General features: G+C 66.3%; 19 protein-coding genes. 6 read left to right on the top strand and 13 right to left on the bottom strand.

What is annotated here, in order from left to right; translation table 11 throughout:
- The first annotated feature begins 71 nt into the window (after positions 1-71).
- Positions 72-1574: an adenylate/guanylate cyclase domain-containing protein gene (locus tag ACNQS7_RS03815; protein ID WP_418011494.1), complete on the top strand. Its 1503-nt coding sequence runs from the start codon at positions 72-74 to the stop codon at positions 1572-1574.
- Positions 1575-1593: 19 nt separating this feature from the next.
- Here the strand turns inward: ACNQS7_RS03815 and ACNQS7_RS03810 are convergent, their stop codons facing one another.
- Genes ACNQS7_RS03810 through ACNQS7_RS03795 form a run of 4 tightly spaced genes read right to left on the bottom strand, consistent with a single transcriptional unit; the run spans position 1594 to position 4198 of the window.
- Complete coding sequence (locus ACNQS7_RS03810) at positions 1594-1977, bottom strand: DUF5073 family protein (protein ID WP_055580020.1); 384 nt, start codon at positions 1975-1977, stop codon at positions 1594-1596.
- Positions 1977-2771: a heavy metal-binding domain-containing protein gene (locus ACNQS7_RS03805; RefSeq protein WP_310766299.1), complete on the bottom strand. Its 795-nt coding sequence runs from the start codon at positions 2769-2771 to the stop codon at positions 1977-1979. The genes ACNQS7_RS03810 and ACNQS7_RS03805 overlap by 1 nt, the downstream gene beginning before the upstream one ends.
- A gap of 51 nt (positions 2772-2822) precedes the next feature.
- Positions 2823-3017, bottom strand: a complete 195-nt coding sequence (locus ACNQS7_RS03800) for a ferredoxin (RefSeq protein ID WP_310766301.1) — start codon at positions 3015-3017, stop codon at positions 2823-2825.
- Positions 3014-4198 (bottom strand): cytochrome P450, encoded by a 1185-nt coding sequence (locus tag ACNQS7_RS03795; protein ID WP_418011493.1) that lies wholly within the window; start codon positions 4196-4198, stop codon positions 3014-3016. The genes ACNQS7_RS03800 and ACNQS7_RS03795 overlap by 4 nt, the downstream gene beginning before the upstream one ends.
- Positions 4199-4439: 241 nt before the next feature.
- Here ACNQS7_RS03795 and ACNQS7_RS03790 point away from each other — a divergent pair, with 241 nt between their 5' ends.
- Both ACNQS7_RS03790 and ACNQS7_RS03785 read left to right on the top strand, forming a co-directional pair.
- The gene (locus ACNQS7_RS03790; protein ID WP_418011492.1) at positions 4440-5243 is read left to right on the top strand and encodes an LLM class F420-dependent oxidoreductase; all 804 of its coding nucleotides are present in this window, start codon (positions 4440-4442) and stop codon (positions 5241-5243) included.
- Between the two features lie 88 nt (positions 5244-5331).
- The gene (locus ACNQS7_RS03785; protein ID WP_418011491.1) at positions 5332-7083 is read left to right on the top strand and encodes an N-acyl-D-amino-acid deacylase family protein; all 1752 of its coding nucleotides are present in this window, start codon (positions 5332-5334) and stop codon (positions 7081-7083) included.
- Here ACNQS7_RS03785 and ACNQS7_RS03780 read toward each other — a convergent pair.
- Entirely contained in the window at positions 7080-7565 is a 486-nt protein-coding gene (locus tag ACNQS7_RS03780; protein ID WP_418011490.1) for a hypothetical protein, read from the bottom strand. The two genes, ACNQS7_RS03785 and ACNQS7_RS03780, sit on opposite strands and share 4 nt — an antisense overlap.
- 373 nt (positions 7566-7938) lie before the next feature.
- Between ACNQS7_RS03780 and ACNQS7_RS03775 the strand changes: the two genes are divergently transcribed.
- Positions 7939-9165: a hypothetical protein gene (locus tag ACNQS7_RS03775; protein ID WP_418011489.1), complete on the top strand. Its 1227-nt coding sequence runs from the start codon at positions 7939-7941 to the stop codon at positions 9163-9165.
- A 21-nt stretch (positions 9166-9186) separates the two neighbouring features.
- Here ACNQS7_RS03775 and ACNQS7_RS03770 read toward each other — a convergent pair whose 3' ends face one another.
- Positions 9187-9777: a TetR/AcrR family transcriptional regulator gene (locus tag ACNQS7_RS03770; RefSeq protein ID WP_418011488.1), complete on the bottom strand. Its 591-nt coding sequence runs from the start codon at positions 9775-9777 to the stop codon at positions 9187-9189.
- Between the two features lie 73 nt (positions 9778-9850).
- Between ACNQS7_RS03770 and ACNQS7_RS03765 the strand changes: the two genes are divergently transcribed.
- Together ACNQS7_RS03765 and ACNQS7_RS03760 are read left to right on the top strand one after the other, a co-directional pair.
- The gene (locus ACNQS7_RS03765; protein ID WP_418011487.1) at positions 9851-10396 is read left to right on the top strand and encodes a class I SAM-dependent methyltransferase; all 546 of its coding nucleotides are present in this window, start codon (positions 9851-9853) and stop codon (positions 10394-10396) included.
- A gap of 91 nt (positions 10397-10487) precedes the next feature.
- Positions 10488-11321, top strand: coding sequence for an enoyl-CoA hydratase-related protein (locus ACNQS7_RS03760; protein ID WP_418011486.1), 834 nt, complete (start codon positions 10488-10490; stop codon positions 11319-11321).
- A gap of 63 nt (positions 11322-11384) precedes the next feature.
- Here ACNQS7_RS03760 and ACNQS7_RS03755 read toward each other — a convergent pair whose 3' ends face one another.
- From ACNQS7_RS03755 to ACNQS7_RS03725, 7 genes are read right to left on the bottom strand one after another with little or no spacing between them, the layout of a single operon-like run.
- On the bottom strand, positions 11385-13076 hold the full coding sequence (locus ACNQS7_RS03755; protein WP_418011485.1) for an FAD-binding protein: 1692 nt from the start codon (positions 13074-13076) through the stop codon (positions 11385-11387).
- Positions 13073-14425 carry an aromatic ring-hydroxylating oxygenase subunit alpha gene (locus tag ACNQS7_RS03750; protein ID WP_418011484.1) on the bottom strand — a complete coding sequence of 451 codons (1353 nt, stop codon included), beginning with the start codon at positions 14423-14425 and terminating at the stop codon, positions 13073-13075. The genes ACNQS7_RS03755 and ACNQS7_RS03750 overlap by 4 nt, the downstream gene beginning before the upstream one ends.
- Before the next feature lie 13 nt (positions 14426-14438).
- Positions 14439-15971, bottom strand: coding sequence for an acyl-CoA synthetase (locus ACNQS7_RS03745; RefSeq protein WP_418011483.1), 1533 nt, complete (start codon positions 15969-15971; stop codon positions 14439-14441).
- Positions 15972-15990: 19 nt separating this feature from the next.
- On the bottom strand, positions 15991-16860 hold the full coding sequence (locus ACNQS7_RS03740) for an enoyl-CoA hydratase/isomerase family protein (RefSeq protein WP_055580008.1): 870 nt from the start codon (positions 16858-16860) through the stop codon (positions 15991-15993).
- 17 nt (positions 16861-16877) lie between these two features.
- A complete protein-coding gene (locus tag ACNQS7_RS03735; protein ID WP_418011482.1) occupies positions 16878-17117 on the bottom strand; it encodes a lipoyl domain-containing protein in 240 nt (79 codons plus the stop codon).
- The gene (locus tag ACNQS7_RS03730; RefSeq protein WP_418011481.1) at positions 17110-18108 is read right to left on the bottom strand and encodes an alpha-ketoacid dehydrogenase subunit beta; all 999 of its coding nucleotides are present in this window, start codon (positions 18106-18108) and stop codon (positions 17110-17112) included. Before ACNQS7_RS03730 ends, ACNQS7_RS03735 begins: the two co-directional genes overlap by 8 nt.
- Before the next feature lie 14 nt (positions 18109-18122).
- Positions 18123-19061: a thiamine pyrophosphate-dependent dehydrogenase E1 component subunit alpha gene (locus tag ACNQS7_RS03725; RefSeq protein ID WP_418015868.1), complete on the bottom strand. Its 939-nt coding sequence runs from the start codon at positions 19059-19061 to the stop codon at positions 18123-18125.
- Positions 19062-19077 lie beyond the last annotated feature (16 nt).

Below are 19077 nucleotides of genomic sequence, written 5' to 3'. Positions count from 1 at the left end.
GTCTGCTGCGTTGCGGACGCGGGTTTGTGGCACGTTATAGCCGTGCAACGCTCGCATGACGGCGCGCGGACGTGACATTGACCGGTCGCCGGAAGTTTCCGGTGCCGTGGACGACGCGCGCCCAGCTGGTTCTGGCGGCGCTGTTTCCGAACGTGCTGGGCGCCGCGGTGATCGGCGTGACGACTTTCTGGGCCCTGCCCACCGGTCACGCACTGAGCCAGCGCCATGTCCTGCAGCTCAACGTGGTGGTGATGGCGGTCTACGTGGGTGCCGCCGCGATGACCGCCATCGTGTGCGGACTTGTGGCGACCACCTACCGCAGTGGCGGTGACGAGAGGCAGGCGCGAAAACGCGTGCTGATGGCAATCCCGTTGCGCACGGCCACCATTCACGGTGCGGTGTGGGTGACCGCCGGTGTGATTCTGGTGGTGATCAATCTCGACGCGCCGTGGTTGGCCACGACGCTGGGGGTCTCGGTGCTGCTCGGCAGCTTCGTCACCACTGCGGTTGCCTACTGGCTGTGCACACGAATTCTGCGGCCGTTCGTCGCCGAGGTGCTCACCGACAGCCCGCCGACCGCCGCGCGTGGGCCCGGCCTGCGGCTGCGCGCGGTGTCCGCATGGACACTGGGCACCGGCGTACCCCTGCTGCAGTTGCTTCTGGTCGGGGCCAGCGCACTGGTCATCGACTACTCGGGACGCCGGCTGGCGATCGTCGTGTTGGTGCTGGGTGGGTGTGCGGCCGTCAGCGGGCTAGCGATCACCGCGTTCACCGGTGCGGTGAGCGCGGACCCCATCGATGAGGTCCGGCGCGGGATGCGGCTCGTCGAACGTGGCGACTTCGACGTGACAGTGCCGGTCTTCGACGCGTCCGAACTGGGGCTGCTGCAGGCAGGGTTCAACACCATGGCGGGGGGCTTGCGCGAACGCGAGCGGTTGCGGGACCTGTTCGGCCGGCACGTCGGACGCGATGTCGCCCGCCTTGCCGAACAGGGCGCGTCCGAGAATGGCGCTCAGGTGACTCTGGGTGGCGCCAGCTGCGAGGCGGCGGCCCTGTTCGTCGACCTGGTCGGTTCGTCGCGGCTGGCCGAGCGGATGACTCCCGAAGCTCTCGTCGCGATGCTCAACGAGTTCTTCGCGGTGGTGGTTGATGTGGTCGAGCGTCACCGGGGGCTGGTCAACAAGTTCGAAGGCGACGCCGCACTGGCGATATTCGGCGCGCCGGTCGAGTTGGCCGACTGCGCGGGTGCTGCTCTGGCCGCGGCGCGCGAACTCGGGCGGCAGCTGAACCACTCAGAGATCAGGGCCGGCATCGGGGTGTCCGCGGGAACCGTTGTCGCGGGCAACATCGGCGAGTCACGACGCTACGAGTACACCGTCATCGGCGACCCGGTGAACGAGGCGGCCCGACTCACCGAGGTGGCCAAGCAGCAGGGCGGCGTCGCGGCGTCCGGTGCGGCGCTGACCCGCGCTTCGGACGGCGAGGCGCAGCACTGGCGCACCCTGACCACCGCCGTCCTGCGCGGCCGGGACAGCTCCACCGACATCGTCGTACCTTGCGAGGACAGTGAATGACATTGTAGCGCAGGATATCTCAGTACGGATAGCCAGTGCTCGTGCCCAGCACGTCGACGGCCGCATTGATATTCGGGACCACCGTCGCGCCGTACCGGGTCACGATCTGATGCAGCGAGCGGGTGATGTGCGGTCCGACCGCGTCGGCCGCCAGCACGTCTTCGGCGATCACGATGCCGTTGACCACGTGCCCGGCAAGCAGTCGTCCGTCACGCGCGATCTCGTAACGCCAGTCGCCGATCTGCACGCGCTCCGGGCTGGAAGAGAAGAATCCGCGCCGGGCCGGTGTGTGGATCACCCCGGGCAGCCCGGCGAACACCTTCACCACCATGGCGACGCCGCCGGGGCCGGCGAGTGCACCGGCGATGGTGCGACTGACCCGCTCGGCGTCGAACTCGTACATCAGTTATCCATCGGAAGGACGAACGTGGGTTTGATGGTTTCCCCGCTTCCGGTGCGCCGCACCGCGGTTCCCGCTGTATAGAACTCGACCGTGTGGTGTCCCCACGCGTAGTTCGAGATGGCGAAGTGCACGCCCACCACCCCGTTGGCGCCGTCGCGCTCGGCCTCGGTCTGCATGCGCGACATCGCCAGCTCACGTGCCTGGTAGTTGCCTTGCGTCCACTGCGGCATTTCCATGTTGCGACCGATCTGCTTCAGGGTCTGCATGAACCCCTGCACGGCGATATGGAACACACAGTTGCCCATCACAAAGGCCACCGGTGTGTAGCCGGAGCGCAGCAGCGTCACCATGTCCTGCCCGGAAAGGTGGCTGGAGAAGGCCTGTCCGTTGGGGCGCCGGAACGCACCCGGCTTCTCGGTATAACGGACCGCGGTACCCACCGCCATGAACTCGAGGTGTTCGCCACCCTCACCGTGGTGGCGCCAGGTGAGGCGAACCCCGACGATGCCGTCGGCGTGCAGCGCATCGGCCTCGGCCTGCATGCGCGCCATGGCGTTCCACCGCGCCCGGTAGGTCGCCTCGGTCAGGACGCCGAGTTCCTGCTGCTGCCGCAGGCCGGTCCCGGAGAACTGGAATCCCACGTGATACACCGAGACGCCCATCACCAGCTCGATCGGTTCGAACCCGGCGCCATGCAGCAGTGCGAACTCGTTGATCGACAGATCGGACGTCCACGACTTGGCGGCGTGAGACAACCGTTCGTTTGCTACCGGATCGAGCGAGCCTGGTTCCATGCGCGGGCGTCCCTTCTGTCGTTTGCGACAGCGTACCTATCAGGGGGCCGCTCATGGAGTAAGCGTGATCGCCTCTTCCGGGCAGTTCTGAGCACCGACCCGCGCCTGCTCCTCGAGGTCGCCGGAGACGTCCTCGACCTGCACGACGGAGTGACCCACGTCGTCGGAATCGTAGATCTGTGGCGCCAGCGAGTAGCAACGGCCGTGACCCACGCAGCGGTCCGCGTCGACCGACACGCGTGTCATCGTGCCGGCACCGGAAACGTCAGCGGCAGCGCTTCGACCGAGCGCAGCGCGGCGGTGTACTTCAGCTCGGTGCCGGGCGGAATCTCGTAATCCGGTATGCGCCGGTGGAACTCACGCAAGGCCACCCGAAGTTCCATCCGGGCCAGGTGCGATCCGAGGCAGCGGTGCGGACCGCCGCCGAACGCCCGGTGCCGGTTCGGGGTCCGGCTGAAATCCACCCGCTCGGGGTCCGGGAACTCGGCGGGATCGGTGTTGGCCGCACCGAGCAGCGGGCTGACCCGCTCGCCCTTGCTGATGGGGCAGCCGCCGATCTCGACATCCTGCATCGCAACCCTGGCGACTCCGGGCACCGGTGTCTCCCACCGCAGCAGTTCCTCGATGGCGTGCGGCAGGATGTCGGGCTGCTCGACCAGCTGATGGCGATGCTCGGGATGCCGGGCGAGGTAGACGAAGAAGCAGTCCAGCGAGTCCGTCACCGTGTCCAGCCCGGCGATCAGGAACAGGAAGCAGATGTCGAGCAACTCCTCGCGGGACAGCGCCGCGCCGCCGTCCTCTTTGAAATGCGTCGCGATCATCGCGGACAGCACGTCGTCGCGCGGGGTGGCGATGTGGTCGTCGATGGCGCGGTTGAAGTATTCGTAGATCTGTTCGGCGACCTTGGCCGAGGCTTCGTGACGGTCGTCGTACCCGGTGGATCCCTCGGGCCGGATCACGCCGTCCTTCCATTCCAGGAATTTGTCGAGATCTTTCAGCGGCAGGCCGAGCAGCTGCAGGAAGACGGTGCAGGGCAGGGGCACCGCGAACTCTTCGTGAAAGTCGCAGGATCCCCGGTCCGCGAAGCGGTCGATCATCTCGTTGACCAACGCGGCAACCTGGGGTTCCCGCCGGGCCATCTCCCGCGGCGTGAAGAGTGGATCGAGGATTCGCCGGTACTTCGCGTGCTCGGGCGGGTCGACCTGCAGCGGGATCAGTGGTCGCAGGTTGCCCAGATCCACCGCGTCCATGTTGGACGAGAACAGATCCGTGCGCTTGAGCGCCATCTCGATGTCCGAGAGCCGGCTGAGCACCACCGCCTGGGGCGACCGGAAGACCGGGGCCGACTCGCGCAGCGCCTTGTACATCGGCTGGGGCTCGGCAAGACCCATCACGGCCTGGTCGACGAATGATTCCGCTTCTGTCATGCCTCTCAGCCTGACATCGCTCCGAGCGGCGGGCAATCCTTGTCTTGCAAAAATTAGTAAGTTAGACAACTTGGCCCGCCGGCCCGCCGTTGCACCCCTCCATCACGCTTTGCGATGGCGGTCATCTCGAAGTTGTATAGCTTGTGGAAATAAAGAGCCGCGATTGCGAGTTACGTTTTACGCATGCTCCATCGGCACAGCGCCAACTGATCTGAATTGGCAACGACCACAAGAGGTTTGAATGATATCACCACGCCGGATCCGGGTCGGGGCCCAGTTGCGGCCGGGGGGCGTGCCCAGCTACGCCACGTGGCGTCAGGCGGTGCTCGACGCCGAAGTCATGGGTGCCGACGTGATCTTCGGGTACGACCACTTCCACAAGCCGGGCGCCCGGGCACCAGCGCCGGTGCCCGAGCGCGGCGAAGTCTCCAACTTCGAAGGATGGACGGCACTGGCGGCGTGGGGTGAAATGACCACCCGCGCCGAAATCGGCCTGCTGGTCACCAATGTGGGATATCGCAACCCCGACTTGCTGGCCGACATGGCGCGCACGGTGGACCACATCAGCGGCGGGCGGCTCATTCTCGGCCTGGGCGCGGGTTGGTACGAAAAAGATTACGCCGCGTACGGATACGATTACCCGAACGCGGGGGACCGGTTCCGCACTCTGGTCGACGCGCTGGCGCGGATCGAGTATCGACTGGCGCGTCTGGTTCCGGCACCGCTGCGTGAAATCCCGCTCCTCATCGACGGTTCCGCTGATGACAGGACCCTGCCGCTGGTCGCCGGCTTCGCCGACATCTGGCACAGCGCCGAGCCCATCGATGAGTTCCGTCGCCGGGACGATCTGCTCAAGTCGTATGCCGAAGCGGCGCAACGCGATGATTCGGCGATTGAGCGTGCGGTGTGGTGGCGGGGCCCGAGCGAGGCCGACCTCTTCCGCAAAGAAGGCGCGACGTTGTTCACCGCGGAACTCACGCCGAGCGAAGACGGTTACGACTTGACCACACTCGCCGAATTGATCGCCTGGCGCGACGGCGTGTAGCGACTCTGTGCCGGATGTATGGCTGGCCCCAGCATCTAACGTTGCTATTATTATAGCAATAGAGTGCAGCCGATACCGGGAGGCGGTCATGAGCCACGACCTGATCATTCGCGGCGGCACCGTGGTGGACGGCACCGGCTCGCCGCCGGTTACCGCCGATGTGGCGGTGCGCGACGGTGTGATCGTCGACGTCGGCCGGGTCGGCGGCAGCGCCAAGCGCACCATCGACGCCGACGGGCTCACCGTCACACCGGGTTTCGTCGATGTCCACACCCATTTCGACGGCCAGGCCACCTGGGATCCTCACCTGACGCCCTCGTGCTGGCACGGCGTCACCACCGCGATCATGGGCAACTGCGGCATCGGTTTCGCGCCGGTGCGGCCCGATCGGCACGAGTGGCTGGTCGACCTGATGGAGGGGGTCGAAGACATCCCGGGCTCGGCGCTTGCCGAGGGCATCACCTGGGAGTGGGAGTCGTTCGGCGAGTATCTGGACGCGCTGGCGCGGATGCCCCGTGCGGTCGACGTCGGGGCGCAGATCCCGCATGCGGCGGTCCGGGGATTCGTGATGGGGGACCGGGCGCAGGGCTGCGCCACCGCCGCGGATATCGAAGCAATGAGCCGGATCGTCGGCGACGGCCTGCGGGCCGGGGCAGTGGGAATGTCGTTCGGCCGCACGGCAGGTCACCGCAGCGCGTCCGGGGAGCCGGTTCCGGGCACCTACTCGGAGGAAGCCGAGCTGGCGGCCCTGATGGCCGTCATGGCGGACGTGGGTTCTGGTGTGCTGCAGGTGGTTCCGGCCGGAGTCGGGGGTGCGATGGGTGGCGATCAACGGCATTCGATCGATGCCGAGATTGCGTGGATCACCCGGCTCGGCCGCCGGTACCGGATACCGCTGACGTTCCTGGCGATGGTCAACGAGCAGGATCCGCACGATTGGCGGAGCTGGTTCGCCGCGGTGCACGAAGCCAACGCCGACGGTGCGGCCATCCGGCCCCAGGTGGCCTGCCGCGCGTTCGGCATGCTGATGGGCCACCAATCGCGGATGAATCCCTTCCGGCATCGGGCCACCTACCGGTCCCTGATGGACCTCCCGCTAGCGCAGCGGGTGGAACGCCTGCGGGATCCCGCAATGCGCTCCCGGATCTTGGCGGAGACACCCGATCCGACGCCGCAGCCGTCAGCCGATCAGCTCAACCGGCCCATCTTCAAGCGGTTGTATCCACTCGGCGCCGCCCTCAACTACGAACCGGCACCGCAGGACAGCGTGGCGGCCATCGCCGAGCGGGAGGGCCGCGACCCCTGGGAGGTCACCTACGACGTGCTGCTCGGGGCGGACGGGCGCGAATTCCTGTTGCTGCCGTTACTGAATTACGCCGGCAACAGCTACGACCACCTGTACGACATGATGTCGGATCCGGTCAGCCTGCAGGGCCTCGGCGACGGTGGGGCACACTGCGGAATCATCTGCGACGCCAGCATGACGACCTATCTGCTGTCGCACTGGGTGCGGGACCGGAGCAGGGGACCGGGGCTGGCGCTGGAGACGGCGGTGCACCGCCTGACCGGCGATCCGGCACGCTTCTACCGGTTGGGCGACCGCGGCGTGCTGACACCCGGCCGGCGCGCCGACATCAACCTGATCGACCTGGAACGGCTCGGGTTGCATTACCCGGAGCGGGTGGAGGACCTGCCCGGCGGCGCCGGCCGGTTGATCCAGCGCTCGGACGGCTACGTCGAGACCCTAGTTCGGGGCCAGACCGTGGTCGCCGAGGGCGAATTGACGGACGCCAGGCCCGGTGGGCTGGTGCGCGGCGGGCGTCCAGCGCCGGTCGGTTAGTCCGCGCCGCCCGACCGATCGCGGTGCAGCACGGACGCGCCCGCGCGCACCATGCCACGTAACGCGTACGCCGCAGTGACCACCGCCAGCAGGATCAGCAGCACGAACGTCGGCAACCAGTTGGCCCGGCTGTGGCTGACGTCCCACCAGACGACCGCGAACAGCACTACACACAGGAACAGCACGATGTCGCGCCAGTTACCCCGGTAGGACGTCGCGGCCTTGCGCAGCGCGTTGGTCCGGTCGGCCGCATCGATCAGGTCGTCGATCCGGGTGTCGATGCTGCGCTGCAGGTTGGCCCGTCGCTCGGTGGCCTCTTGCGGGAGTCGATCGAGTAGGTCCATGTCCTGCTTGATCAGCGACCGGTAGTCCGGTCCCCGGAATTGTCCCGCCGTCAAGGCAAGCATCACGCCACCCAGGACGGGCGCGCTGTTCAGCGCGATTTGTCCCACACCGGCCACGTACGCCCTCCTTCGGCTCATGCACGAGATTCCCCGATGAGGATTGCCGAAAGGGGAGCGCGGATCAACCGCCGGGTGCTGCGACCGCGTGACACCGGCTACGCGTGGGCCAGGCAGTGCATTTGGCTGTTTCGCCGCCCCATCGACCGTACATCGCGCCGGGACGAGCTGGACATCTGTCCAAAATTTCGGCGATGAGAGGTCGGTCGGCGAGCCCGCGGCGCCGCCTTTGGTCCCCGGACAGCGCCTCCACCTCGACTTCTCTTGCCTGAAGCGCAGGATTCTTGCCGAATCGGAGCGGGCTCGCTACAGTCGAAATCATAATCAGACACCTGTCCATTATTTGCGGCGTCGGCTCCGCAGCCGGGACACGGACGCAGACGGAGGCCCGCCGTTGACCAGCAGATACGCAGCGCTCACCCGCGCGCAGCTCTCTACGCTGGTGCCGGAGTTGCTGCTGATCGGCCAGATGATCGACCGATCCGGAATGGCCTGGTGCATACAGCAATTCGGCCGCGAAGAGATGTTGCAGATCGCGATCGAGGAGTGGGCCGGAGCCAGCCCGCTCTACACCAGGCGCATGCAGCGTGCGCTGCGCTTCGAGGGCGACGACGTGATCACCATCTTCAAGGGCCTGCAACTCGACATCGGCGCTCCGCCCCAGTTCATGGACTTCCGTTACACGGTGCACGACCGTTGGCACGGCGAGTTCCAGCTCGACCACTGCGGCGCGCTGCTGGACGTCGAGCCGATGGGCGAGGACTACGTGCGCGGAATGTGCCACGACATCGAGGACCCCACGTTCGACGCCACCGCGCTGGCCACCAATCGCCGCGCTCAGGTGCGCCCGATCCACCGGCCGCCGCGGGTGCCTGCCGACCGCAACCCGCACTGCGCGTGGACCGTGATCATCGATGACTCACATCCGGAGGTGGGCTTCATCCCGGAGTTGGAGATCGTCGGGCGCACCAGGGCCGCGACCACTGAGCTCAGCCCGATCGACCCCTCGGAGCCCGGCCAGGCCGACTATTCCGGCCCGTTGGTGTCCGACTTCGATTTCGGAGCCTTCTCCCACTCGGCCCTGGTCCGCCTCGCCGACGAAGTTTGCCTGCAGATGCACCTGCTGTACCTGTCCTTCGCCCTCGCGGTGCGCAAGCGGGCCGGCGATGACGCCGCACTGGCTCGTTCGATCGCCACCAAGCAACTCATCGGACTGGCCGGGCTGGCGGGGGAGCGGATCCACCGCGCGCTCGGCCTGCCCGGGGGAGTCGAGGGTGCGGTGCGCGTGATGGAGTTGCATCCGTTGTTCAATCCCGCTGTGTATGTGGTGGCCGATTTCGAGTCCGACCGCGTACACCTGCGCCCGTCACCGGCCCACGAGGACGATGCATGGCCGGCGTTGGTGTCGCCGGAAGCGGTGGCCCCGTTGCAGGCGATCGCGTCCGCGGTGGATCCACGCCTGCATGTCGAGGTGAGTGGAACTCCCTCCGAATGGACCGCGGTGGTCACCGAAACCGATTCGGCCACGGCAGAATTCTCTGAGGTCGCGGTTGCCAAGTTCAGTGGCGGTTCGAGTTTCGTCTTCCAGCCCCGTGAGTCGTTGCCGCTGACCCCGGTGTAATCGCCTTGGCCTGGCGGCATTTCAGGCGACGGAGGCGCCGAGTATCAGGTTGACCGCTTCGTCGAGCTGGCCGGCGATCTCCTGATAGGTGAGGAAGCGGGCGGTCATCAGAGCACCGGCGAACGTCATCTGCAGGGTTGACTTGACTGATCGCGGCCAGCCGGGGCCGAGCGCGGCGCCGATCCGGCGGGACACCTCCTCGGCTATTTCCACCCGCAACGGAACGACGGCTGGATCGTCGGCCATCAGAGCCGTTCCACACCCCGCGGTGAGTTCCGGCTCGTCCGCGACTACCAGCGCCATGTCACGCATGGTGGTGCTGACCCTGGTCTTGGTGGTGTCGTTCACGTCGGTGTGCAGCGGCAGTTCGCGAAGAAACCGTAGGTAGACCGCGGCCACCAGGGCACTCTTCGACGAGAAGTAGGTATAGGCACTGGCCGGCGACACCCCGGCTCGTTGTGCCACGGCACGCATCGTCAGATTGGCGTATGACGACTCGCGCAGTTCCTCCAGGCCGGCGTCGAGCACTTTGCGGATCGTCTGTCCCGGGCGCCGATCCGACCGGCGCGGGGCAGTGGCACCGGTCGCCGGAGAAGCCGCTTCGCTAGACACCGGTTCAGTCTAGGAAACCGGCGCGGCGGATGTGGACAGCTGTCCAGAACAGCGTGCCAGTAACCTCGGACTCGTGAGCGAGCAGGATCGGCGCCGCTGGGACGAAAGGTATGCCCGCTCGGGTCCGCCGCAGTCGGCCGCCGTCGCACCCCCCGGTTTCCTGCGTCCGTACATTGATGTGATTCCTGCCGCGGGCCTTGCGCTCGACGTCGCCTGTGGGCAGGGACTCGGCTCGATATGGCTGGCAAGTCGCGGGCTGGACGTGTGGGGTGTGGACGTTTCCTCGGCGGCGATCACTCAGGCGCGAGATCTGGCTCGCCGCCTAGGATTTGACGCGAGTTGCCGATTCGACGTCGTTGACCTCGACGCAGGCCTGCCGCCGGGGCCACAGGTCAACATGCTGCTCTGCAATAAGTTTCGCGATCGCCGACTCTACCCAGCGCTGATCGGGCGGGTGGCGCCCGGCGGCCTGTTGGCGATCTGCACCCTCAGCGCGGTGGACGCAGAACCGGGGCCGTACCGGGCAGCCCGAGGGGAACTGCTTTCCGCCTTCGGCGAACTCGATCTGGTGGCGGCGGGCGAAGCCGACGGCCACGCGTGGTTGGTGGCGAACGCCTGAGGCCGCAGATCATCGGTGGCACAAGCGAAATCATTAAGAATCATCGGGTGATCGCTGTGGCCGGCACTTCCCTTCGGGTAGTGTCACGATCATGGAGCGGCGCGTCCTGGAAGCGGTGATCTACGAGCGCGAGCCACCGATCGCGCGCATCATTCTCAACCGGGTCGACAAGGCCAATACCAAAGACGCTGTGCTGGTGACCGAAGTCGACACGTGTCTGCGGGAAGCCGACCGCGACAAGGAGATCAAGGTCGTCATCCTCAAAGCCAACGGCAAGGGCTTCTGTGGCGGACATGTGGCGAGGTGGGGACCCGACGAGAACCCATACCCCGACTTCGGAAATACCTTCGAAGATCTCTACAAAGGCACCGCCGACCTGTTCCTGTGGCCAACCCTGTACCTGTGGGAGTTCCCGAAGCCCACCATTTCTCAGATCCACGGCTACTGCATGGGCGGCGGGATCTACCTCGGGCTGCTGACCGACTTCTGCGTCGCGTCCGAGGACGCGTATTTCCAGATGCCACTGGCCCAAAGCCTCGGCGAGCCGGGCGGTCACACCATGATCGAACCGTGGCTGCTGATGAACTGGCACCGCACCATGGACTGGCTGCTGCTGGCGCCGACCCTCTCGGCTCAGCAGGCCCTCGAGTGGGGTCTGCTCAACAAGGTGGTGCCGCGCGAGGACCTCGAGGACACCGTCGAGGAGATGGCCCGCAAGATCGCCCAGATTCCGCTGACCACCCTGATGGCGGTGAAGAACAACGTCAAGCGGGCCTGGGAGTTGATGGGCATGCGGGTGCATCTTCAGGTCAGCCACATCCTGACGAACATGGTGGGCGCGGCTTCCGACGTGCAGGCCCGTCGCGCCGAACTCATGCAGTCCGGCATGAAGCCCCGCGACTTCGTCGAGGGCGCCGAGTCCTGACGCGAGCAGACGCAAAATCACCCTTTTCGTGCCGAAAAGTGGTGATTTTGCGTCTGCTCGGCACTAGTGGTGACCCGCGATTTTGCGGCCGGCGGCGTGCCGCGCGGCGACGTAGCCGAACACCATCGAACTCGCGATGCTCGCTCCCGCTCCTGGATACGTCCGGCCCATGACCGTGGCGGTGGTGTTGCCGGTCGCGTACAGCCCTTCGATCACCCGGTCCTGCTGGTCGAGCACCTGCGCGTACTCGTTGGTGATCACCCCGCCGCAGGTGCCCACGTCCGCGGGCAGGACCCGTGTCGCGTAGTACGGCGCCCGGTCCAGCGGCCCGACCGCGGCGTTGGGCCGATACCCGGGATCACCGAGGCAGTCGTTGTAGGCGGACTGTCCCCGGCCGAAGTCGGGGTCCAGCCCCTTGGCCGCGAACATGTTGAACCGCTGGACGGTTCGCACCAACTCCCCGGGCGGCAGGTCGATCTGGTGCGCGAGATCTGTCAGCGTCTCGGCGCATTTGACGGCTCCGCTCTCGACCAACTCGGGGGGCAGATGTTCGCGTTTGACCGGATTGGTGCCCGCGACATAACGCCGCACGTACCCGTCGTCGAAGATCATCCAGCACGGCACCGCCTTGTTGGCGTACATCGCCTTGCCGACCTCGACGTACGAATTCGACTCGTTGCAGAATCGCCGGCCGCCGGAATCCACGTAGATGGCCCCGGGGCGCTGGCGTCCCGACCCCAGTGAGGCAGCGGCGGCGCCACCGTTGGCGATGAACACCGAAGGCAACCACCAGGCCTCGTCGAGCAGATCGGTTTTGGCGCCCAGGCGCATGGCGGTCTGCAAGACCTCACCGGTATCACCGGTATTGGCGATCGACCACTGTCCTTCGTTGGGCTGCTCACCGCTGTACTGGCGGCGCATCTCACGATTGTGGCCAAAGCCGCCCGCCGCCAACAGGACTCCCTTGCGCGCCGCCACATTCTGCGTCACCCCGTCACGAACGATACGGGCACCGACCACCCGGCCGTCTTCGACGATCAGGTCTTCCATCGCCGCATTGATCCACAGCGGTGGCTGGCCGTCGCTGAGATCGATGAGCACTTTGAGCATCTGGCCGATCAGCGACGCGCCGTTGGTCAGCAGCTGTCGCCTGGCGAGCCGGGCCGCCCTGGTACGCGCGAATACCTTCGCCGCCACCGCGAATGCGCGCGGCGAACGGTTGAAGTACTGGACCGAACGCAACTCATTGGTCAGCACCGCGTAGCCGTAATTCTTGGCCAGCGGCGGCTGCACCTTGTCGTGCCAGACGCCGAGTTCGGCGGCGTCGAACGGGATTCCCTCGACTGCCCTGCCGGATTCGTTGCCGCCCTTGTGGTTCGGGTAGTAGTCACTCCACCCCGCGCAGCGGATCATCCGAACTCCCTTGCGGAGCATGAAATTGAGCATCTCGTAGCCGGCGGTCAGGAACATTTCCCGGCGAGCGGGGGAGGACGCCGCACCGATGTCACCGACGACGTCGCCCAGGTAGGCAAGGCCATCCTGGTGCGAGTCCGCGATGCCGTCCGCCCGCATCAGCGGGTTGTTGGGCAGCCAGACGATGCCGCCGGACAGCCCCGTCGAACCGCCCACCAGAGGCTGTTTCTCGACGATCAGCGGCTGCAGGCCGGCGTCGAGTGCCGCCAATCCCGCCACCATGCCGCCACCGCCGCTGCCGGCGATCACCAGGTCGACGGTGCGATCCCAGTTCGTGATCATCGCGCGACCTCCTGCGTGATGCCCAGATCGGCGATCGGCACGTCGATGGTGGTGTTGGTCTTCTGTATCGCCGGCACCAGCGCGGCGGAGGGCAGGCCGGCCAGGAAACCGTCGACGACGCGCTCGAAGTTCGAGATCAGGCCCTCGATCCGGCTGGACAGGCGCATGTACTCGAATCCCCTTGAGTGCAGGCCCTTCTGCTGTCTGGGCAGGTTGGAGAAGTCCTGAGCGGGAATCGGCGGCCAGCGCGGGTCATCGGGGGCCATCGGCTCCGGCGGCGTCGGTTTCCCGGTGATCTGGTCCGGCGGGATCCGCGTGAGCGACCAGATCTCGAACAGGGTCTCCTCGGGCCCGAGCGGGCGGATCCGGTATGACGAGGCGCTGCTGTACTGCGGCAGCAGGAAGTAGTGCGGAAAACAGAAGCCGATGGCATCGACGATGCCGCGGCGCTGCAGGTCGTTGAGGTCGGGCATGTCACACCCGCGGGCCCGGTGCCACGCGACGACGGCGTCGTTGAGCGTGCTCTTCCACGTCGCCATTGCCTCGGCGGGATCGGCGGGCAGTTCGATGTTCTGCAGCCCTTCGGCGATGCGGATGTCGTTCTCGTGGGTCATGCCGGCCATGCCTTCACCGAGGGTGCGCATGAAGTACAAACTGGTCTGAACCAGCCCCGGCGGTGTGGACGTGGCGGGCTGAGATGACGGCAGCAACTGCGGATGGGTCTGCGGGACGTGATAGCCCTCCATGAAGGCCGCCGTCGCAAGCTTCCAGTTGACCGGGAGACGGCACGACTGCCACCACTCGGTGCGCAGCGACTCCACCTTCCAGGCGTCGTAGATCGTGGCGAACGGCTCGAAGCAGTCGCGCAGGGGCGGCGCGTCGTCGTCCAGGTTGATCCATGCGCACCCACCCCACAGTTCGCACCGCACCGGCACCAGCGCCAGGTCGGCAGGGTCCAGGTTGTGCTCGTCGAAAGCGTCGGCGCGCAGCACGAAGGTGTTGCGCCCGTCGATGCCCCAGCACCAACCGTGGAAAGGACAGACGAAAGTGCGACGGGATCCGTTGCCCTCCACTAACTTCACCCCGCGGTGGCGGCAGGCGTTGTGGTAGGCACGCACGTTCTCGGCATCGAGGCGCACCACGATGATTGACTGGTCCAGGATCTCGTATTCGACGAAGTCGCCGGCCTTCGGTATCTCTTCCAGTCGGCACGCCATCTGCCAGACGCGCGGCCAGAACTTCTCATTCTCCAGTTCGTAGAATTCCGGATCGTAGTACCGCTGCTTAGGAATTCGGTCGGCGGACTGCACCGCCCACGGCACCTCGAGCGGTGTCCAGTTGACGTCCATGGCGTTTCCTCGTCTATAGAATCCGGGACATCCGTCCCTGCCAGTACCTGTCGCGGATGCGCCTCTTGTACAGCTTCCCGTTCGGGTCGCGGGGCAACTCGGGGTCGAATTCCACGGTGCGCGGGCACTTGTAGGTGGCCAGACTGGCCCGGCAGTACTCGATGAGCTCGGCCTCCAGCTCGGCGCCCGGCGTGATACCCGCCACTGGTTGCACAACCGCCTTGACCTCTTCCCCGAACTCGGCATTCGGCACCCCGAAGACCGCGGCGTCAACGAGTTTCGGGTGCATGATCAACAGGTTCTCCACCTCTTGCGGGTAGATGTTCACTCCACCGGAGACGATCATGAAGGTCGAGCGGTCGGTGAGGTAGAGATAACCGTCCTCGTCCAGGTAGCCCATGTCGCCCAGAGTGCGCCAGCCTCGATCGTTGAACACCGAGGCGGTCTTGGCGGGGTCCTTGAAGTACTCGAAGTCCGGGCCGCCTTCGAAGTAGAGTTCGCCGGATTCGCCGACGGGCAACTCGCTGCCGTCCTCGCCGACGACGTGCACGGCGGTCATGGGAATCCCGACCGAACCCGGGTGTGCCAGCCACTCTTGCGGTCCTATCGTGGTGCCGGCGAATCCTTCGGTGCCGCCGTAATACTCATGGATGATGGGACCGAACCAGTCCATCATCTGATGCTTGACGTCCACCGGGCACGGGGCGGCGGCGTGAATCACGCACTGCAGACTGGAAACGTCGTATCTGCTGCGGACCGCTTCAGGCAGTTTGAGCATCCGCACGAACATGGTCGGCACGAACTGGGCGTGGGTGACGCGGTGTGTCTCGATCAGCCGCAGTACGGCTTCCGCGTCGAACTTGGCCATCATGATCGACGCCGCGCCGACGCGGTTGACCGCCATCGTGTAGTTGACGCCGGCCGCGTGGTACAGCGGTGCGGGGGACAGATACACGCTCGACGGCCGCATACCGTACTTGTGGATCAGTGCCATCTCCAGCACCGCCTGAGCCCAGGACCCGTTGCCGTCCGACGGCAGCGGGCGACGCACCGCCTTCGGTCTGCCGGTGGTGCCCGACGAGTAGAGCATCTCCGACCCGTCGCTCGCGGGCGGGGCCACCCCCGCTGCCGCCAGCGCCTCCTCATAGGACCGCCAGCCCGGCAGCCGGCCCCCCACCACCAAGCGCACCCGCACCGAGGCGTTGACCTCGCGGATGTGTGCTCCCAGCTCGGCCATCGACGCGTCGACGAAGACGGCCTTGGCCTCGGAGTCGTCGATCACGTACGCGACCTCGTCCGGCGTGAAATGCGTGTTCACGGCGGTGTAGTAGAGGCCGGAAAGCTGGCAGCCCCAGGTGATCTCGAAGAACTCCGGCCGGTTGGGCAGCACCAGCGCCACCCCGTCGCCGCGACGCAGACCGGCGTCGTGCAGCGCCGCGGCGACCCGTTGGCTACGGTCGTACAACGCACCGAACGAGACCGCGCCGCCATCGGTGATCAGCGCCGGCGATCGTGGCGCGGTTCTCGCGTGGTCGGCGATGTTCACTGGCGGATCTCGGGCGGGCTCAGGTGCCGGCGCCGTCGGTCGAGGCGGCGGCCGCGGCCTGGCGCCGGGCCTGCTCGGAGGGCAGCACCTTGTCGCGGAACACCGTCTGAATCAGCTCCTGCACGTCCTTACTGATAGAGGCAAGGGCGACAAGGTCATTCGAGCTCTGCCAGTGCACCCGCATGCCCATCAGCTCCCAGGCCCGTTTGAGGTTGGCCTTGGTCGCCAGCAGGGTCGTCATGGGAGCCTGGGCGATGTGGCGGGCGATGGCCTCGACGCGGTCGTCCAGTTGCTCGCGTGGCACCACCTCGTTGACGAGCCCGACTTCCAGCGCCTTCTTGGCGTCGATGACCTCGGCGAGATACAGGTAGTACGCCGCCCGCCGCCAGTTCATGAACACCCAGGGCTCGATCGAGCACTCCCCGGACGGCATGCCGAAGCCCTGCAGTGGTGGGTAGGAGAAGTACGCATCCTCGGCCGCGATGACGATGTCGGTGGTCAGGCCGTAGTGCGTGCCGCCTCCGACGCAGTACCCGTGCACCTGCGCGATGGTCGGTTTGGAGAACTCCCACAGATTCATCACCGGCTTGACGAACAGATCCGTCTGCGGCTTCCACGGGGTGCCCATCACCTTCGCGGCCTCGACGAACGACGGGTAGTCGACCGCATTGTTGCCGATGGCGTGCCCCGAGCAGAAACCCTTGCCGTTTGCCTTGAGGACCAGCACCTTGATGTCGTAGTCACGGTCGGCGTCCAGCAGTGCCGCGTCGACTTCCTCGGCCAGTTTCTGATCCTGGGCGTTGGCCTTCTCCGGCCAGTTCAGCGTGACACGCGCGATCGGACCTTCCTTTTCGTAGATGATCCGTTCGCGAGTCTCGTTGAGATCCATGACTTTTCGATTACCTTTCAGGATGAGGTGATGACGCCGATTTCGGTGCCGATGTCGTAAGTCGTGCCGATCTGTGCGGTCCAGCGCACGGTGCCCGAGGCGCCGGCTTCGATTTCCTGTTCCACCTTCTCGGTGGCGATGACGTAGATCGGTGTGCCTTCCTCCACATAATCGCCGCCGTTCACCAGCAACTCGGTGAGCTCGGCCTCCGAGACGGCGACCGACACCCGTGGAATGCGGATAATGAAGTCAGCCATGGGCTTTCGCTTTCTCCAGGGTGACTTGCGCGGCGGCGACGATGCGGGCGGGCGAGGGGTAGACCTGTGCCTCGAGGCCGGCCGCGGCGGGATTGGGCACGAATCGCGCACCGACACGCTGCACGGGCGCGGCCAGTTCGCCGAACAGCTCCGACGACAGGATGGCGGCGATCTCGGCTCCCGGACCGGCGAACTGGATCGCATCGTGCACGATGACGACTCGCCGGGTGCGGCGGGCGGATTCGACGATGGTGTCGACGTCGAGTGGGAGCAGGGTGCGCAGGTCGACCACCTCGGCACTGACGCCCTGTTCGGCAAGCGTGGCCGCCGCAGCCAGCGCGTCGTGCACCGCACGTCCGTAACTGATCAGGCTGACATCGTCGCCGGTCCGTTTGATATCGGCCTGCCCCAACGGAATCGCGAACCCGGGGTCCAGCGGGACCGGGCCCTTGCGGCCCTGCAGACGGATTGTCTCGATGAAAAGGCACGGGTCTGCATCGAAGATGGCCGAGGTCAGCAGGCCTTTGCCGTCCCGCGGGGTGGACGGCACGATGACCTTCATCCCGGGAATGTGCATGAACCAGGCTTCCAGGGACTGCGAGTGGGTGGCACCGGTGGCCAGGCCCGCGTACACCTGCGTCCGAACGGTGATCGGCGCCGTCGTCCGGCCCGCGGTCATGAACCGCAACTTGGCGGCGTTGTTGATCAACTGGTCGGCGGCGATACCGATGAAGTCCATGATCATGATCTCGGCCACCGGTAGCAGGCCGTCGATCGCCGCACCGATCGCCGCGCCGACGATCGCGGCCTCCGAGATCGGAGTGTCCAGCACCCGGTCGTGCCCGTACTTCGACGACAGCCCGGCCGTAGGCCCCGACGCGCCGGGGTCGGCGATGTCCTCACCAAGCAGGAACACCCTGTCGTCGGCCTGCAGCGCCTGGTCCAGCGCGAGGTTCAGTGCCTCACGCATCGTCATCTCTTTTTCTTTCATAGCCGGCGAATTCCTCACCCGGGGAACCTGATCGGGGTCGCGTACACGTCCCGGTCCAGTTCCTCGACAGAAGGCGGATCGGCACTGAGCACCAAGCGCAGTGCGGTTTCAACAGCGGCCTGCGCCGCCTCGTCGATGCGGTCGAGCTCTTCTGCGCTGCAGATGCCCGCCGTCTCCAAGTGGTTGCGGAACCGTGGTACCGGGTCGGCCGCCAGCGCCGCGGCGAGCTGATCTTTCGGGATGTAGGGCATCCTGTCGCCGAAATAGTGGCCGCGGAACCGGAAGGTCACGCATTCGATGAACGTGGGCCCGCCGCCAGTGCGTGCCCGGTCCAGCGCTCGGGTCAGCTCGGTTTGGACGGCGAGTGGATCGTTGCCGTCGACGCGGACGCCGGGCATGCCGTAACCGGCCGCCCGGTCGACGACCTCGGCGATCTTCATGGTGTCCGCCGTCGGCGTCATCTCGGCGTAAAGGTTGTTCTGGCAGACGAAGACCAGCGGCAGGTCCCACAGCGCGGCCATGTTGGCGGCCTCGTGAAACGACCCGGTGTTGGTGGCGCCGTCGCCGAAGCTGACCACCGTAACCCGTTCCAGGCCTTTGCGTTTGCCGGCCATGGCCAGCCCGACGGCCACCGGGGGACCGGCTCCCACGATGCCGGTCGAGAGCATCACGCCCTTATCCGGGTTGGCGATGTGCATGGTGCCGCCCTTGCCACGGCCCGCTCCGACCACCCGGCCCATCATCTCGCCGTAGATCTCTTCCAGCGGAACGCCTTTGCCGATCAGATCATGCAGCCCCCGGTAAGTGGTGACCAGTTGGTCGTCGCTTCGCAGTGCCACCCCCATCGCCGCCGCGATGGCCTCCTGTCCGCGCGACGGCCAGTACACGCACATGAACTCCCCGGTGCCGATGCCCTTGGACAGCCGGTCGTCGGCCGTCTTCATCAACACCATGAGTTCGTACAACCGG

Origin of the sequence: Mycobacterium sp. 23 (assembly GCF_048287075.1) — a bacterium.
Classification (GTDB): domain Bacteria; phylum Actinomycetota; class Actinomycetes; order Mycobacteriales; family Mycobacteriaceae; genus Mycobacterium; species Mycobacterium gordonae_B.
Note: the sequence above shows the minus strand (reverse complement) of the source record. Positions and strands in the feature narration are given on the sequence as shown.

Coding starts and splice junctions, on each gene's coding strand:
- ACNQS7_RS03740 (WP_055580008.1), bottom strand. CDS start 16,860: ATGGATCTCAACGAGACTCGCGAACGGATCATCTACGAAAAGGAAGGT.
- ACNQS7_RS03760 (WP_418011486.1), top strand. CDS start 10,488: ATGGAGCGGCGCGTCCTGGAAGCGGTGATCTACGAGCGCGAGCCACCG.
- ACNQS7_RS03785 (WP_418011491.1), top strand. CDS start 5,332: ATGAGCCACGACCTGATCATTCGCGGCGGCACCGTGGTGGACGGCACC.
- ACNQS7_RS03805 (WP_310766299.1), bottom strand. CDS start 2,771: ATGGAACCAGGCTCGCTCGATCCGGTAGCAAACGAACGGTTGTCTCAC.
- ACNQS7_RS03800 (WP_310766301.1), bottom strand. CDS start 3,017: ATGACACGCGTGTCGGTCGACGCGGACCGCTGCGTGGGTCACGGCCGT.
- ACNQS7_RS03780 (WP_418011490.1), bottom strand. CDS start 7,565: ATGAGCCGAAGGAGGGCGTACGTGGCCGGTGTGGGACAAATCGCGCTG.
- ACNQS7_RS03730 (WP_418011481.1), bottom strand. CDS start 18,108: ATGAAAGAAAAAGAGATGACGATGCGTGAGGCACTGAACCTCGCGCTG.
- ACNQS7_RS03750 (WP_418011484.1), bottom strand. CDS start 14,425: ATGGACGTCAACTGGACACCGCTCGAGGTGCCGTGGGCGGTGCAGTCC.
- ACNQS7_RS03725 (WP_418015868.1), bottom strand. CDS start 19,061: ATGGTGTTGATGAAGACGGCCGACGACCGGCTGTCCAAGGGCATCGGC.
- ACNQS7_RS03790 (WP_418011492.1), top strand. CDS start 4,440: ATGATATCACCACGCCGGATCCGGGTCGGGGCCCAGTTGCGGCCGGGG.
- ACNQS7_RS03755 (WP_418011485.1), bottom strand. CDS start 13,076: ATGATCACGAACTGGGATCGCACCGTCGACCTGGTGATCGCCGGCAGC.
- ACNQS7_RS03795 (WP_418011493.1), bottom strand. CDS start 4,198: ATGACAGAAGCGGAATCATTCGTCGACCAGGCCGTGATGGGTCTTGCC.
- ACNQS7_RS03735 (WP_418011482.1), bottom strand. CDS start 17,117: ATGGCTGACTTCATTATCCGCATTCCACGGGTGTCGGTCGCCGTCTCG.
- ACNQS7_RS03810 (WP_055580020.1), bottom strand. CDS start 1,977: ATGTACGAGTTCGACGCCGAGCGGGTCAGTCGCACCATCGCCGGTGCA.